The organism is Rheinheimera sp., assembly GCF_965283995.1.
Lineage (GTDB): Bacteria > Pseudomonadota > Gammaproteobacteria > Enterobacterales > Alteromonadaceae > Pararheinheimera.
The window spans coordinates 1443776-1458093 of sequence record NZ_CBDIQG010000001.1 but is presented as its reverse complement, the minus strand read 5'-3'; the positions used below and the strand labels follow the sequence as shown (position 1 = coordinate 1458093).

Below are 14318 nucleotides of genomic sequence, written 5' to 3'. Positions count from 1 at the left end.
CAAACGAAACCGCGGTAATAGAATGCTAGTAAGAAATTGGGTCGACCCAACTTCTTACTAAAACAAGAAACTAAGGCAAGACGCCTGATTGTTTCAATTTCATGAAATTGGAGAATGTTCTAATGAAAACTGTTTTCAAAAAGACGTTGATTGCAACTGCAGCGTTAGCCTTCGTAGGCACCGCGAATGCGGCGCAAATTCGTAACGTGTCTGCCGAAACTATCACAGCTCTGTCTGCTGCTACTTACACCACAGGCTCTGCAGAAGGTGTAGCTAAAGCTGCAACTGTTACTCTGGGCACTAACGCTGGCCAACTGCCTGTGTAAATCAAACCAAACGTAACAAACGTTGAGCAAGATGTTCTGATTATCCAAGTTGCTGGTGCAAAGTTTGATACTACTGCTACTCCAGTTCTGACTGGTGCTGGTGCTAACGCTGCACAAGGTTATGACTTCTTTGACTATCAAGGCGAAGACACAATCCGTTTCCGCGTTAAGAGCGGCGGTGTAACTGCTACAGCTTTAGCTGCTGACCACTTCGTTCTGTCAGGCGCTAAACTGAAATCTGTAGCTGGTGCTGGCGGTAAAGTCACTCTGAACTCTAAAGTTGTTTCTCTGAACCCAGTGATCGGTGAATACGACAAAGGTTCTTTCGACGTTCTGAAAGTTGCCGCTCAGGTTGCTGTTGAAGCTACAACAAGCTTAAGCAAAACTGTTGCTACAGCTAAAGCTCGCAAACAGTTCACCACAAATGGCGCTGATACTTTCGTAACTGAAATCACAAACAACACTGCTTACTTCGCTGCTTTGACTGTAGATTCTGCTAAAGCAGCTAAAGTATCTTACGTACTGAGCGGCGATTGGTCGTTTGTTCGTGATGCAGATAAGACAACATTTGGCGGTAACGCTAACGGTGCTTTAAGTTCTGCGGAAATCGCTACTATCGTTACAGCGACGCCAGTTGCTGTTGTTGGTGCAGATACATTTGCATACTCTCTGTCAGCTGACAACAAGCTGACCGTGACTCAGACAGTTGTTGGTGTTGCCGGTTTAGATACTGACGTATCATTCTCTGTTAACCCAGCTGCTGTTAATGACCCAACTAAAGCTGCTTCTGCAACTGCTCTGAATGCAGGTGCGTTCGCTGCTGATGTTACTGCTACTACTGACGATTCAGCTTTCGCTGTTGGTTCAGCTGTAGAGATCGGTGCTTGGAAAATCGACGGCTCAGTTGTTAAAGTTCCATATTTAGTACTGCAAGATGGCCGTTTCGGCACAGTAGTAACAGTATCTAACTCTGGTTCACGCACTGGCGAAATCCTGTTAGACATCGTTGACGAAGCTGGTGTTTCTATCGCTTCTGGCTTGGTTGCTGGTTCTTCTACTCCAGGTTCTATCGTTAACGTATCTGGCAAGATCAAAGATGCACTGGTTGCTAAAGGTAAAGACCTGAAAGCAGTGAACAAGTTCTCTGTAACTGTAACAACTAACGTTCCAGCTGCTGAAGTTCTGGTTTATTCTGCTTACACCGATTCTCAGAACGGTGGCGAGCGCGCAATCGTGAATAACGACTCTGCAGTTCAAACTAAAGGTCCTGCTCTGTAATAATCTATTACATAGCGCTTTTGAATAGAAAACGGGCTTAGGCCCGTTTTTTTTGCTTTTTTAACAGCTGGGATGGTTGCAGTGATCCCACCAGCCAATCCCAGGCTTTTGGCCCGTTTTAGCTGTGGTCATTAATGTTGGCGGTTACAATTTTGTAATTCGTTGTTTTAGCATAAGACTCTGGCCGTCTGATGTAAAAAAATATATGGTCGGAGCTAAATAAACTGCAGCTTTTTGCGTTAAGTTGCGATACACTTAACTTGGACTGAATTCAATTTCATTTTAATGCCCAACCTTTTTTGAGTTGGGTTTTTTTTGTCCGCAATTCGCCACAGTGCGCATTTTTAGAGGTATTTAAGCCTGAAGCCTTGCAGTGTGGGGGATAATTCAGATTGAAACCGGACAACTTATGTTAACCTCGCCATGTCCATAGCCAAATAAAGTCATTATGTTTAGATCTTTTCTACTGTCGAGGTTAACAGCCCGACAAAAACTGCGCATCAAATCAATACTGGACTCGTGCCAGATGAACTTTGCCAGACTATTTTCCCGTTTTGGCTGGCTTAGCACTGTTTATTATCTTTGCTTTAACGCATCGTTCCGCCGTGAACAGTATTCAGTGCTTGCTGGTAGAACCGAGTATGCCCGCGCATTAACAGCTGCATCCGGCTCCAGCGCTCTGCTCCGTCGCAATATTCATCGTCTTGAGAAGGGGCTTATTATGCGTCCACGCCGAGCGGTATTTGCTGAAGACTATATTTTTGAGACCGTCACTGCCTTGCAGACAAATATTCTGGCTTTGGAAGTGGCTGAGCGGGAGTGGGCTTTACAGGTTCTGACACAATATTTTGACACTGTCACTGACCGTGGTGACATTATCAAAGCGCGTAACATCTTTTTGTCAGTCATTGGTCAAGGTCTACAATCTGAACAAGATGGTGCAGCGGTACCATATCCATATGCTGATCTTCCCCAACCCCGAGTTACTTATCCTGATTTTTTCCGCTTGTGCCAGCGTCGACGTTCCGTCCGTTGGTTTTTAACAGACCCGGTACCACAGCTCTTACTGGAACAGGCGGTTCAGGCCGCAACGCTGGCGCCATCGGCTTGTAACCGTCAGCCCTTTAAGTTTATCCAGCTGAGCGGTACTGATGCCGCTACCGCTGCAGGTTTCGCGATGGGTACAACGGGATTCGCAGCCCAGATCCCAACTTTATTGGTCGTGGTTGGCGATTTAAGTGCTTACCCGGCTGAGCGCGACCGGCATGTTATTTATATTGATGGCGCTTTAGCCAGTATGCAGCTCATGCTCGCTCTGGATACCTTAGGGCTTGCCAGCTGTCCGATTAATTGGCCGGATGTAGAAAAACTGGAACGCAAAATGGACAAATTTTTACAGCTTCAACCTTGGCAGCGCCCAGTAATGTTGATTGCAGTCGGCTATCCGGATCCGACCGGTGGTATACCGTTTTCCGCAAAAAAATCGGTCGTACAAACTTTAGTACCCTTTAGTTCAGCTCAAAACGAGAACAACAATGCTGATTGAAATTCGTGGTGTGCAGTTTGTGAATAAAGGCGCTTATTTAATGCTGGTCGCATGTCTTGAACAGATCAAAAAGCATTATCCGCAGGCCGTGATCTGTTTGGCGCCAAATAAAAACTCTCCCTATTTATCGCGTGCTGCTATCGGTGCGTTGCAAAAAGTGTCTTTCCGGCTTCGCGGCATCGATCTGAATGTTTTGAGCTACTTTATGCCGTTGAGGTTAAAGCAGTTTTTGCAGCATTGGTTTGGGTTTGTCTTCGAATCCGATGTGGACTTAATCCTTGACGCCTCAGGTTTCGCCTATGGTGATCAATGGGGCGGGCGTAACGTCCGTTTGCTGGGGGCTGAGATTCGACGTCTGAAGCGACACAAGGCCGGTTATATCTTGTTGCCACAGGCTTTTGGCCCCTTTAGTAAACCGGCCGATAAGCAGGCATTAGCGCAAGGTTTACCACAGGCTTTACTGGTTTGTGCACGTGATGAACAAAGTTTTCAGTATTTGAAAGAGTGTGCACCCGAAGCTGATATTCAGCAGTTTGCAGATTTTACCAATCTTGTCGCGCCGCGATTGCCAGAGTTTTCGGGTTACCAACAACTGCCACAAAGTTATGGGCTGATTATACCGAATTCAGCGATGCTGGGGCCCCGCAACCGCAATAGTGCCTGGCGAGAGCACTACCTGCAGCTGTTGATTACAGCTGCAGGGATAATGCGGCAGCTCGGTATTACGCCGATAGTCCTTAACCACGAAGGGGAGGCGGACGCCGCTTTGTGTCAGCAGTTGCTTGCGGCAGTGGATGGTATACAAATCGTGAGCCCGGCTCACCCAGCGGAAGTCAAAGGCTGGATCGCGGCAGCAAAACTAGTCGTCTGCTCACGCTTTCATGGCTGTGTCAGCGCCCTGTCGTCTGGGGTTCCCTGTATAGGAACTAGTTGGAGCCATAAATATGAAATGTTATTTGCGGAGTACGAACAACAACATGCCCTCATCAAGCCAGAAACGTCAGAAACAGAGCTAAGGGCTTTGTTCGCCACTGTGATGGCAGAACAGAATGTTCAGGTACTGGAGCAGCGTGCCGCGTTTTGGCAAATCCACTCCGACGAGCTCTGGCAGCTGGTTATCGCAAAAATTCAGCAAGCGATCGATTCAGGTCAGGTTCAAATAAAGAGCGCATGATACCGCACAGACATCGATAGTAATTCTGTACTACGTTCCGCTATAATAGCGGGTGTTTTCATACCGATTCTGATGAGCTATATTCGGAACCATAAGAATAAAAAGGAGCTTTGCTGATGCTGGAGTGGTTGTTGTCCTTACCCAGATACGCTAAACGCTTTATCTCCGTGATGGCAGATTTGGTATTTCTCAGCGGCTCAATGCTAGTCGCTCTGTTTGCGACTCAGGCTGACCCTGTCAGCAGTTTGGGTCAAACCTTACCTATTTTCTTATTGTCTGTTCCGGCCACTATTATCGCCTTTACTAAACTGGGTTTGTACCGCGCCGTTGTCCGCTATATTGGTCAACATGCGCTTGGCGCAGTGCTTGCGGGTATCATCAGTAATGCCTTGCTGTTGGCGATGTTATTTCAGCTGGCCAGTATCAGCGACAAAGGCAATCTGATTTTTGTTTATGCGATCATGGCGTTAGTCACCGCCGGTGGTTTGCGGCTTGTTGCACGGATGGTGCTGTTCCAACGCCACAACGGCCACAAAGAACGTGTGTTAATTTATGGGGCAGGCTCATCAGGTCGTCAGTTGGCGCAGGCTTTACTCAATGGTGAGCAGTTCCATCCGGTTGCTTTTGTTGATGATGACATCACATTACAACGTTCCACTATTCTTGGGATCCACGTTGGCAGCCCAGGCCAAATCTCAGCCATCATCAAATCAAAAAATATCAGTCGTATCCTGTTGGCACTGCCGTCAGCAAGTCGTGCGCGGCGTCGGGAAGTACTGGAAAGCCTAGGCAATATGCCAATTCCGGTGCAGACAGTTCCCGGCATGAGCGATATTGTTGACGGTTCGATGCGAATTGATGAGCTGCAGGATGTCCGGATTGAAGATTTGTTAGGCCGTGATCCGGTTGAGCCCAAGCTCAAACTGATGCACGCCAATATCAAAGACAAAGTAGTGATGGTTACTGGTGCCGGCGGGTCGATCGGTTCCGAATTGTGCCGTCAGATCGTGCAATATGAACCAAAGGCGTTGGTATTGTTTGAACTGTCAGAGTTTGCACTGTACAGCATCGAACAGGAACTGCGGGCATTGGTACAGGACGAAAAACTCGACGTTGAATTAAAGCCGGTGTTGGGCAACGTGCAAAAGCAAGCACGTGTGCAGGCCGTTATGGCTAAGTTCGGCGTGCAGACGGTCTACCATGCCGCTGCATACAAGCACGTCCCTTTGGTTGAATATAACGTGGTTGAAGGTGTATTTAACAATGTGTTTGGTACCTGGCGTGCTGCTGAAGCGGCTGTGGCGGCTGGTGTGGAAACCTTTGTGTTGATCTCCACGGACAAAGCGGTACGCCCAACCAATATTATGGGCGCGTCTAAACGTTTGGCTGAGTTGGTGTTGCAAGGACTGGCGATCAGACAAAACCGTACACGCTTTTGCATGGTGCGTTTTGGTAATGTGTTGGGGTCCTCTGGTTCAGTTGTCCCGCTGTTTCGTGAACAAATCCGCAATGGCGGTCCTATCACCGTTACACACCCAGAGATTATCCGCTATTTCATGACGATCCCTGAAGCTGCACAGCTGGTGATCCAGGCAGGAGCCATGGGCAAGGGCGGGGATGTGTTTGTGCTTGATATGGGCGAACCCGTACGTATCGCTGATCTGGCGCGTCGCATGGTGCACCTGATGGGGCTTGAAGTAAAAGACACCCAACATCCGGATGGCGATATCGAAATTTGTTTCTCCGGTCTGCGGCCTGGTGAGAAATTGTATGAAGAGTTGCTGATTGGCGAAAACGTACGTCAGACCGCGCATCCGCGTATTATGGCAGCCAATGAAGTGTCGTTGAATTGGAAGGACATGGCGGAATTATTGCGCCAGCTCGAACATCATTGCGACCATTTTGCCGTAGAACGTATTGTACAATTGATCACCGAAGCGCCAACAGGTTTTAGTCATAGCAGTGCGGTCTGTGATCTGGTTGACTTGCAGCCTGTGCTGCATCCGGTAGATAAGTTTCCGGTTAAAGTTGCTGAGCTGACCGAGTTACCGGTCGCGATGGCCAGATTGAGCTAGACCGGCCTTTACGGTTCGATGATGCAGGCCTGTTGTGTTGCATCAGGCCTGATTAAGTGAGACCCATAGTGGTTTGCACCCGTCGGGCATCGGGTAGATCGGCGCGAACGTCCTTTTGTTGAAATAAAACCTTCTGCCATAACTGCTGTAGTGCAGCATTGTCATACCAATCACCTTTGACCAGCCATTGTGCGATCGCCGCTGCGACATCAGGGTAACGTACTGATTGTGTTGGCTGATATTCGGTCAAAAACTGAACTACACACTGGCTGCTGAGCTGATTCTGTGCAAAGGCCAGCCCAAGTTGCTGTAATGCCAGGGCATTGCTGCGCTGCTCCGGTTGTCCAAGTAATGGTTTTACCATGATCCGCTTTCCCAGTTGCAGCGCTTCGCTGATCAGCTCAAAACCAGCATTGCTGACCACTGCAGCTGCGCGGATTAAATCTTGTTTAAATGCATGGACTGAAGGCGGACAGAATTGCAGATGTGGCAGTGTGTGCGTTGGTAAACCAGCGCCATAGATCCTGAATTTATACTGTTGTAATGGTGCAAGCCATGTCAGGACATCATTCGGGTCTTCAAAAGGCAAATACACCAATACCGTGTCAGCGTCGTCAACACCATCGCTGTGGGTTGGCAAGTCAACGATCGGCGGTAAAATCAGCCGGTTTTGCTGGGGCTGGTAACCAAAGTGATGCCAGTGTAAGCCGATACTGTGTCGGGCTGGTGCAAAGTATGCGAGCAAGCTGCGTTGAAACCAGTCCATTCCACACAGCGGCGTTGGCGGGTTCAGTGCATATTGATGGCCGAGTGCAATCACCGGTGTGCCTTGACGGCGGGCGGCCCAGGCAGTGACAGGTTCGAAATCTGTCAGCACCAGATCATAACGACGGGTTTCCAGCTGATGGACGTCTCGCCATAACTGGCGAAGGTCTGCTTGTTGCCAGGTATGCCAATGACTGATTTTGCCGGCTTTGCTGACGAAACTCAGCCCTGGTCGCCACTGATAGTTACCAAATGCGGCCATGTCAAACAACTGACCAACTGGCCTGCCACTGAATAAGAAATCGACCTGAATATCCAGCGGAGCCAACGCCTGTTGCATGGCCCGCGCTCTGCTGATGTGACCGTTGCCTGTCGCCTGTACGCCATATAACAGCCGCATGCCTGTTCCTTGTTACCAGACCAGCTCCTTGAAATGCAGCCGGCACATTGAGACATATCGATCATTGCCGCCGATCTCGACCTGCGAACCGGCGCGCGCCGCATTGCCGTCAGCGTCCAGCCGCACGACGAAGTTGGCCTTACGGCCACAATGACAGATGGTTTTTAATTCAATTAACTTATCAGCCCAGGCGAGTAATGCCTGGCTACCGGCAAAGGTTTCACCGATAAAGTCGGTGCGAAGGCCAAACGCCAGCACCGGGATATCCAGCTGGTCGACGACATCGGTCAGCTGACGGACCTGCGCCTTAGTCAGAAACTGCGCCTCATCGATCAGCACACAATCAAGCCGGCCCAGCGAGTCACGCAGTTGTTGGCAACGAGCAACAAAATCCAGTTCTTCGTCGAACAACAAAGCGTCCATCGACAAGCCAATACGTGAGCTGACTTTGCCAAGGCCAAAACGGTCGTCAAACGCCGCCGTGAAAATGGCCGCTTGCATCCCGCGTTCCTGATAGTTGTAAGCACTTTGCAATAAGGCCGTCGATTTGCCGGCATTCATCGCCGAATAATAAAAATACAGCTGCGCCATCAGGCAGACTCCGCGTCGGAAAAACGCCAGTATACCCAAAGCTGATGGCCAGACCCAAGATGTCAGTATTGGATTGCAGACAGATGGCAACCAGATGACGATTTAACGCAGCCATATGGTGTCATCGTGCTGAATGGATTAGGCTAATGGCAATAACAGGAGAGGGTCTATGGATAAGTATCTGGTATTAATTATGTTTCTGCAGGTGGTGCTGACCAGCGGTGTCATGCTGTTGATGGGGCGGCGCCGTTTTGCTGCGGCACGAAACCGTGAAATTCATTTAAGCGCCTTTCGTACCATGGATTTAGCTGGCGCCAATGAAAGAGTCATTACTGCCAGTCGCAATTTCGACAACCTGTTACAGATGCCAGTACTATTTTTCGCCGGAGTGCTGGCCGTTCTGCAGCAGGGGCAGGCGGATTTGGTGTTTGTGTTGCTGGCAGGTGTTTATGTTGCGCTGCGTACTTTGCATAGTCTGGTGCATGTCACCAGCAATCAGGTGCGGATGCGCTTTAACCTGTTTTTGCTGAGCTGCGTAGTGTTGTGGGCGTTCTGGCTGCGGCTGGTTGTCGTGATGTGGTAACAGGATACTGGCAACGGTGTGGGATCTATCGGGCTATGCCTTATTGGCGCTCAGTGCTTTTACGTCTGCAACTTTGTTGCCTGGCAGTTCAGAAGTGGTGCTGGCCGCCTTGTGGTATCAAGGCGGCGACCCGTGGCTGCTTTGGCTGGTCGCAACCTGTGCGAATTGCGCCGGTTCTTTGGTGAATTGGTGGCTGGGATCTCAGGTTGGGCGTTTTCAGCATAAACCTTGGTTTCCGGCATCGCCGGAGCAAATCCAGCGTGCACAGCAGTGGAGTTTTAAATTTGGGCCTTATGCGATTTTACTCAGCTGGTTGCCGGTGATTGGTGATCCGCTGACCGTCGCGGCCGGCATTTTGCGTTATCCGTTGTGGCAGTTTATGGCGCTGGTGCTGCTAGCCAAAGGCACGCGCTATGGTGTGTTGCTGCTGGCAGCGGATACGTTCTTAAAAGGATTGGTTTAATGGCTCTACCTTCACAGCGACTGTTAAAACTTTGGAGTGGTGCATTGCTGCTTGGCATATCGCAGCTGGTGCAGGCTGACAGCGCCTGGCAGGACATTTCGCAGCAGCAACTGGTATATCTGCAAGTCAGCGGCGCCGATGGTCAAGAGGGCACTGTGGTATTGCAACTGGCCGATGCTTTTACGCCTTTGACCAGTGCACGGTTTCGCCAGTTAGTACAACAGCGCTTTTATGATGGCCTGCCATTTTATCGGGTTATTGACCAATTTGTGTTGCAGGCAGGCTTACCGGAAGGGGAGTTGCACCCGAGTCAAAAACCGCAACTTTATCCGGCACTGCCGGCTGAATTCAGTTGGCCGATCCGTCCATCCGATCGATACACTCAGGTGCAGCAATCAGATTTATTGGCTGACGAAACCGGTTTTAACCAAGGTTTTGCTGTAGGTCGCGCCCAAGGGCGTGAATGGCTGCTGCACTGCCCGAATGTCGTGAATATGGCGCGTGACGCCAATCCGGCCAGTGCCACTACGGACTTTGCCATTATGCAGGGTCAGGCGCCGCGGCATTTGGATCAAAATATGAACGTGTTTGCCCGCGTGATTTGGGGCTCCGAAAACCTCAATCTGCTGCCGCGCGGTGAGAAAGCCAGTGGCGGGATCCTCAGCGCGCAACAACGTCGCGGATCTATCCTCAGTGCTCGTTTAGGCACAGAGCTGCCCGTCGCACAACAGTTACCGTTGCAGCAGCAACTGACCAACAGCGTTGATTTTCAGCAAATGCTGCAGCGGCGGCGGGAGCGGGCTGACGAGTTTTATCAATATAAAGGCAACGGCAAGCTGGACATCTGTTATCTCGGCGCACCGGTGCGGTTAAAATCAGAGCAGTAACAGCGGCTGCATGACAAAGCACTGGCTGCAAACGCGGCTTTGCGTCATCATGTGGTATCTAAAAACATAAAAGGTAATTCAGCATGGAATACGCACTGACCCCGGACGATATTCAAAAAATCACTAAACTCGATGCCGAACAGCGTTACGAGTATTTTATTAATGCAGTCGCCGATCTGGAACAGATCTGGATCCTGACCGATGAAGAAGGGTTTGTGCTGGTTACAGCCGAAGATGAGCGGTGTATTCCGGTGTGGCCACATGCTGAAATCGCCAATCTGTGGATCGAAGGTGATTGGGCTAATTGTCAGGCGCAGGCCGTGGATATCGCGACCTGGTTGGATAAATGGACGTCAGGTCTGGATGGTGATGAATTGATGGTGGCGGTATTCCCACACGCAGACGAACCGGGCATTGTGGTCGAGCCAACCGAACTGGCTGAGACGCTGCTTGAAGCCACACAAGAAGAAAACGAGCACTAATTCGCCTCTTCGCTATTGATAACAATTCGCAATACTATTACAATGAGCGCCGACACCTTGTGCCGGAGCTCATATGTACGTTTGTGTTTGTAAAGCGGTCACCGACAAAACGATCCGTGCGCACGTCGCTGAGGGCATGACCTCAATGCGTGAAATGAAACAATGTCTGGGCGTTGGCAGTCAGTGCGGTAAGTGCGTCCAAACCGCACAAGATGTGCTGCAAAAAAGTCTGCAGCAACAACATTCAGCCTTACATATCCCTTGTCAGGTGATAATGCAAAGACCGGCCGCCTGAGCCGGTTTTTGGTTTTATATGCAGTAAAACTGCATTTGTATTGATATATCCGCATTTTCTCTGCCTCAGAGCACTAAAAACGGGCATAATATCGCGTCGTTTTGCCACAGCCTTGAGGTCATCATGAATACAGCTCCTTTTCCAATCCGCACTGTTGCTATTGTCGGCGGCACCCATGGCAATGAATTCTCCGGCATTTACCTGGAAAAACGCTATCGTCTGCAACCAGAACTGATGGCCCGCAGTAGCTTCAATTGCCGGACCTTGTTTGCCAATCCAGAAGCACATGCCGCCAACAAACGTTATGTACACAGTGACTTAAACCGTCAGTTTAAAACAGCTGATCTTGCCAATCCTTTGTTGAGCAACTACGAACAAAGCCGTGCCAAAGTGATCAACGCAGAGCTTGGCCCCAAAGGCGCGGCTAAAACTGACTTTGTTATTGACCTGCATAACACCACCAGCAATATGGGCGCTTGCCTGATCCTGACCCAACCCGGCCGGATTTATAATCTGCTGGCCGGATACGTCAAACTGAAAATGCCGGAAGCGGTGATTTCGCGGGATGAAGATCATTTTGCTGCAGAAGACCATGCGCTGCTGTGTACGGTCGGTACTTATGGCGTAATCGTCGAAGTCGGGCCACAGCCACAGTCGGTGCTGCGTCAGGACGTGCTGGAGCAAATGCACGAGATGACCCAGCACATTCTGGATTTTATCGAGCTGTACAATACTAACGCCTTACCTGAACTGCCAAAACGGGTTGAAGCGTTCCGCTACCTGCATTCGATCAAACTGCCGTTATCCGCCAGCGGCGAACGCCTTGGTATGGTGCATAAAAATATCCAGGATCGCGACTATCAGCCAATCGAGCCGGGGGCAGCGCTATTTGCATTGTTTGATGGTTCTGAGATCGCCTACGATGGCGCTGAAGTGGTGTATCCGACTTTTATTAATGAAGCGGCTTATTACGATAACAATTTAGCGATGTCGCTGAACGACAAAGTCTGGATTGATGTCGAGTAACTTTGCTAAAACAAACAAGGCGCCTTAGGCGCCTTGTTTGTTTTAAAGATCAGAGCTGCTGATAGCTGGTTTTTTTCTGGATGAGCTCAATCGCGTAGTTATCCGGATCGCGCACAAAAGCAATCTCTGTAGTGCCGCCTTTGACCGGGCCGGGTTCGCGGCTAATCACACCGCCGCGGGCGCGGATCAAATCACAGGCGCTATAGACGTTTTCCACTTCCAGCGCGATATGACCAAACGCATTGCCGTTGTCGTAGCTGGTGACGCCATAGTTGTAGGTTAGCTCCAGCACGGCACCACTGGCTTCATCGCCATAGCCAACAAACGCCAGCGTGTACTGGTATTCCGGGTTGTCTGACGTGCGCAGCAACGACATGCCGAGTACTTCGGTGTAGAAGCTGATCGAACGCTGTAGGTCGCCGACCCTTAACATAGTGTGCAGAATACGCATGAGATGTTCCTATTCGGTTTTTTCTTTAAATTCACACAGATCTTCAATCAGGCAGCTGCCGCACTTGGGTTTTCGTGCAGTACAGGTATAGCGGCCATGCAGGATCAACCAATGATGCACATCGACTTTAAATTCGGCCGGCACCACTTTGAGTAATTTCTGTTCAACTTCATCGACGTTTTTACCGGGCGCAAAATTCATTCGGTTGCTGACGCGGAAAATGTGCGTATCCACGGCGATGGTCGGCCAACCGAAGGCGGTATTGAGTACGACGTTGGCCGTTTTGCGGCCCACGCCAGGCAGGGCCTCCAGCGCTTCGCGGTTTTCCGGGACTTGACCGCCATGCTGATCCTGCAGAATTTGGCAGGTTTTGATCACGTTTTCAGCTTTGGTATTAAACAGGCCAATCGTCTTAATAAAATGCTTCACACCGTCAACACCCAAAGCCAGCATTGCTGCTGGCGTGGGGGCGGCGGCAAACAGGCCTTTGGTGGCTTTGTTGACGCTGACGTCTGTCGCCTGCGCTGACAACAATACGGCAATCAACAGTTCAAACGGACTGCTGTACTCCAGCTCGGTCTCAGGCTTTGGGTTGGCTTCGCGCAACCGGCCTAAAATGGCGATGCGTTTATCTTTATTCATTGCTGCTTAATTCGTACTGACGTGGGTGACACGCGCGCGCTGGATGCTGCCTTTGTGCTGCTGACGCGCTTTGCGCCGCGCTTCAATGGCATTTTTTGCGGCGATCAGGCCGCCCAGTACCAGGAACGCGCCTGGCGGCAAAATGGCCAGCAGGAAATGGCTGTCCGCCTGATACAGTTCAATCTTCAGCACAGTTGCCCATGGGCCAAACAATAAATCGGCGCCATCAAACAAGGTGCCCTGGCCCAGAATCTCGCGAATAGCCCCTAAAGTGGCTAACACGGCGCAAAACCCGGTTCCCATCATCAGGCCGTCAAAGATCGATGGCAACACGGCGTTTTTCGAAGCAAAAGCCTCCGCCCGGCCAATGACGATACAGTTGGTCACAATCAAAGGAATAAAAATCCCGAGTGATTGGTACAAAGCAAAGGTATAAGCATGCATCAGCAATTCAATCGCGGTCACGACGGACGCAATGATCATCACAAACACCGGGATCCGGATCTCATTCGGGATATGCTGGCGAAACAGGCTGATCACGCCATTGGTGGCGGCCAGCACCAGCATAGTGGCGAAGCCAAGGCCCAACGCATTGGTCAGTGATGAGCTGGTGGCCAGCAGTGGACACAAGCCCAGCAATTGCACCAGTCCCGGGTTGTTTTGCCACAAGCCGTTGCGGGTAATTTCCTGATATTGTTGCATATTCATCTCATGCTCCGCTGCAGCCAGTGGCCATAGTGGCCAGATCCGGATGCGCTTTGATATACAGTGCCGCGCGTTTTACTGCGCCAACAACCGCACGTGGCGTAATGGTTGCGCCGGTAAACTGATCAAATTCGCCGCCATCTTTTTTCACTGCCCAGCGTTTGTCGTCAGCAGATTCAACTTGTTTACCAGCGAAACTGAGGATCCACGGATGGCGTTTCACTTCAATTTTATCGCCAAGCCCTGGCGTTTCTTTGTGTGCGATAGTCCGGACACCCAGTACTGTGCCGTCTGCGCTGATCGCTGCAAGCAAACTGATGTTGCCACTATAGCCATCAGGTGCAACCGTCTCGCTGACATAAACGGGCTGTGCATTGACGCTGGTCCGGTACAGTTTGGTGGGCGCCACACCGAAGGCTTCAATGGCACTGACTTCAAGGCAATGCGCCAGCAGTGCATCGTCCTGATGACCCGCCGGCAATACCTCGCGCAGCACTTTGAGCTTCTCGGCTTGCGCCTGCTCTGCGATCCGCTCAGCCGTGAGTTGATTTACACCGGCGATCACTGCGACACAGCCAATCGCAGCGATGCTCAGTAACAAGGCGTTTTTACTGACAAACTTCAGCATG

17 protein-coding genes are annotated in these 14318 nt (G+C 50.5%); 11 read left to right on the top strand and 6 right to left on the bottom strand.

Annotation, left to right across the window (positions count from 1 at the left end):
• Positions 1-122: 122 nt before the first annotated feature.
• The 5 genes from ACQ66Q_RS06645 to ACQ66Q_RS06625 all read left to right on the top strand — a co-directional run bounded on the left by ACQ66Q_RS06645 (position 123) and on the right by ACQ66Q_RS06625 (position 6399).
• On the top strand, positions 123-326 hold the full coding sequence (locus ACQ66Q_RS06645) for a hypothetical protein (protein WP_430456070.1): 204 nt from the start codon (positions 123-125) through the stop codon (positions 324-326).
• Positions 327-1604, top strand: a complete 1278-nt coding sequence (locus ACQ66Q_RS06640; protein WP_430458540.1) for a hypothetical protein — start codon at positions 327-329, stop codon at positions 1602-1604.
• Between the two features lie 526 nt (positions 1605-2130).
• A complete protein-coding gene (locus tag ACQ66Q_RS06635; RefSeq protein WP_430456069.1) occupies positions 2131-3150 on the top strand; it encodes a nitroreductase family protein in 1020 nt (339 codons plus the stop codon).
• A gap of 19 nt (positions 3151-3169) precedes the next feature.
• Entirely contained in the window at positions 3170-4324 is a 1155-nt protein-coding gene (locus tag ACQ66Q_RS06630) for a polysaccharide pyruvyl transferase family protein (RefSeq protein WP_430456068.1), read from the top strand.
• A gap of 116 nt (positions 4325-4440) precedes the next feature.
• Entirely contained in the window at positions 4441-6399 is a 1959-nt protein-coding gene (locus ACQ66Q_RS06625) for a polysaccharide biosynthesis protein (RefSeq protein WP_430456067.1), read from the top strand.
• A 52-nt stretch (positions 6400-6451) separates the two neighbouring features.
• Here the strand turns inward: ACQ66Q_RS06625 and ACQ66Q_RS06620 are convergent, their stop codons facing one another.
• Together ACQ66Q_RS06620 and ACQ66Q_RS06615 are read right to left on the bottom strand one after the other, a co-directional pair.
• Complete coding sequence (locus tag ACQ66Q_RS06620; RefSeq protein WP_430456066.1) at positions 6452-7564, bottom strand: MJ1255/VC2487 family glycosyltransferase; 1113 nt, start codon at positions 7562-7564, stop codon at positions 6452-6454.
• Positions 7565-7576: 12 nt separating this feature from the next.
• Positions 7577-8155: a thymidine kinase gene (locus ACQ66Q_RS06615; RefSeq protein ID WP_430456065.1), complete on the bottom strand. Its 579-nt coding sequence runs from the start codon at positions 8153-8155 to the stop codon at positions 7577-7579.
• A 169-nt stretch (positions 8156-8324) separates the two neighbouring features.
• Between ACQ66Q_RS06615 and ACQ66Q_RS06610 the strand changes: the two genes are divergently transcribed.
• From ACQ66Q_RS06610 to ACQ66Q_RS06585, 6 genes are all read left to right on the top strand, one after another.
• The gene (locus tag ACQ66Q_RS06610) at positions 8325-8738 is read left to right on the top strand and encodes an MAPEG family protein (RefSeq protein WP_430456064.1); all 414 of its coding nucleotides are present in this window, start codon (positions 8325-8327) and stop codon (positions 8736-8738) included.
• Between the two features lie 16 nt (positions 8739-8754).
• Positions 8755-9201, top strand: coding sequence for a YqaA family protein (locus ACQ66Q_RS06605; protein WP_430456063.1), 447 nt, complete (start codon positions 8755-8757; stop codon positions 9199-9201).
• Complete coding sequence (locus tag ACQ66Q_RS06600; RefSeq protein ID WP_430456062.1) at positions 9201-10088, top strand: peptidylprolyl isomerase; 888 nt, start codon at positions 9201-9203, stop codon at positions 10086-10088. The genes ACQ66Q_RS06605 and ACQ66Q_RS06600 overlap by 1 nt, the downstream gene beginning before the upstream one ends.
• A gap of 83 nt (positions 10089-10171) precedes the next feature.
• Complete coding sequence (locus ACQ66Q_RS06595) at positions 10172-10570, top strand: DUF2750 domain-containing protein (RefSeq protein ID WP_430456061.1); 399 nt, start codon at positions 10172-10174, stop codon at positions 10568-10570.
• A gap of 73 nt (positions 10571-10643) precedes the next feature.
• The gene (locus tag ACQ66Q_RS06590) at positions 10644-10865 is read left to right on the top strand and encodes a (2Fe-2S)-binding protein (RefSeq protein WP_031571178.1); all 222 of its coding nucleotides are present in this window, start codon (positions 10644-10646) and stop codon (positions 10863-10865) included.
• Positions 10866-10988: 123 nt separating this feature from the next.
• The gene (locus tag ACQ66Q_RS06585; RefSeq protein ID WP_430456060.1) at positions 10989-11891 is read left to right on the top strand and encodes an aspartoacylase; all 903 of its coding nucleotides are present in this window, start codon (positions 10989-10991) and stop codon (positions 11889-11891) included.
• 49 nt (positions 11892-11940) lie between these two features.
• Here the strand turns inward: ACQ66Q_RS06585 and gloA are convergent, their stop codons facing one another.
• Genes gloA through rsxG form a run of 4 tightly spaced genes read right to left on the bottom strand, consistent with a single transcriptional unit; the run spans position 11941 to position 14317 of the window.
• Positions 11941-12342, bottom strand: a complete 402-nt coding sequence (gene gloA, locus ACQ66Q_RS06580) for a lactoylglutathione lyase (protein ID WP_430456059.1) — start codon at positions 12340-12342, stop codon at positions 11941-11943.
• A 9-nt stretch (positions 12343-12351) separates the two neighbouring features.
• Positions 12352-12984, bottom strand: coding sequence for an endonuclease III (gene nth, locus ACQ66Q_RS06575; RefSeq protein WP_430456058.1), 633 nt, complete (start codon positions 12982-12984; stop codon positions 12352-12354).
• 6 nt (positions 12985-12990) lie between these two features.
• Positions 12991-13686: an electron transport complex subunit E gene (locus tag ACQ66Q_RS06570; RefSeq protein WP_430458539.1), complete on the bottom strand. Its 696-nt coding sequence runs from the start codon at positions 13684-13686 to the stop codon at positions 12991-12993.
• Between the two features lie 7 nt (positions 13687-13693).
• Positions 13694-14317, bottom strand: a complete 624-nt coding sequence (gene rsxG / locus ACQ66Q_RS06565) for an electron transport complex subunit RsxG (protein ID WP_430456057.1) — start codon at positions 14315-14317, stop codon at positions 13694-13696.
• Between the last annotated feature and the right edge of the window lies 1 nt (position 14318).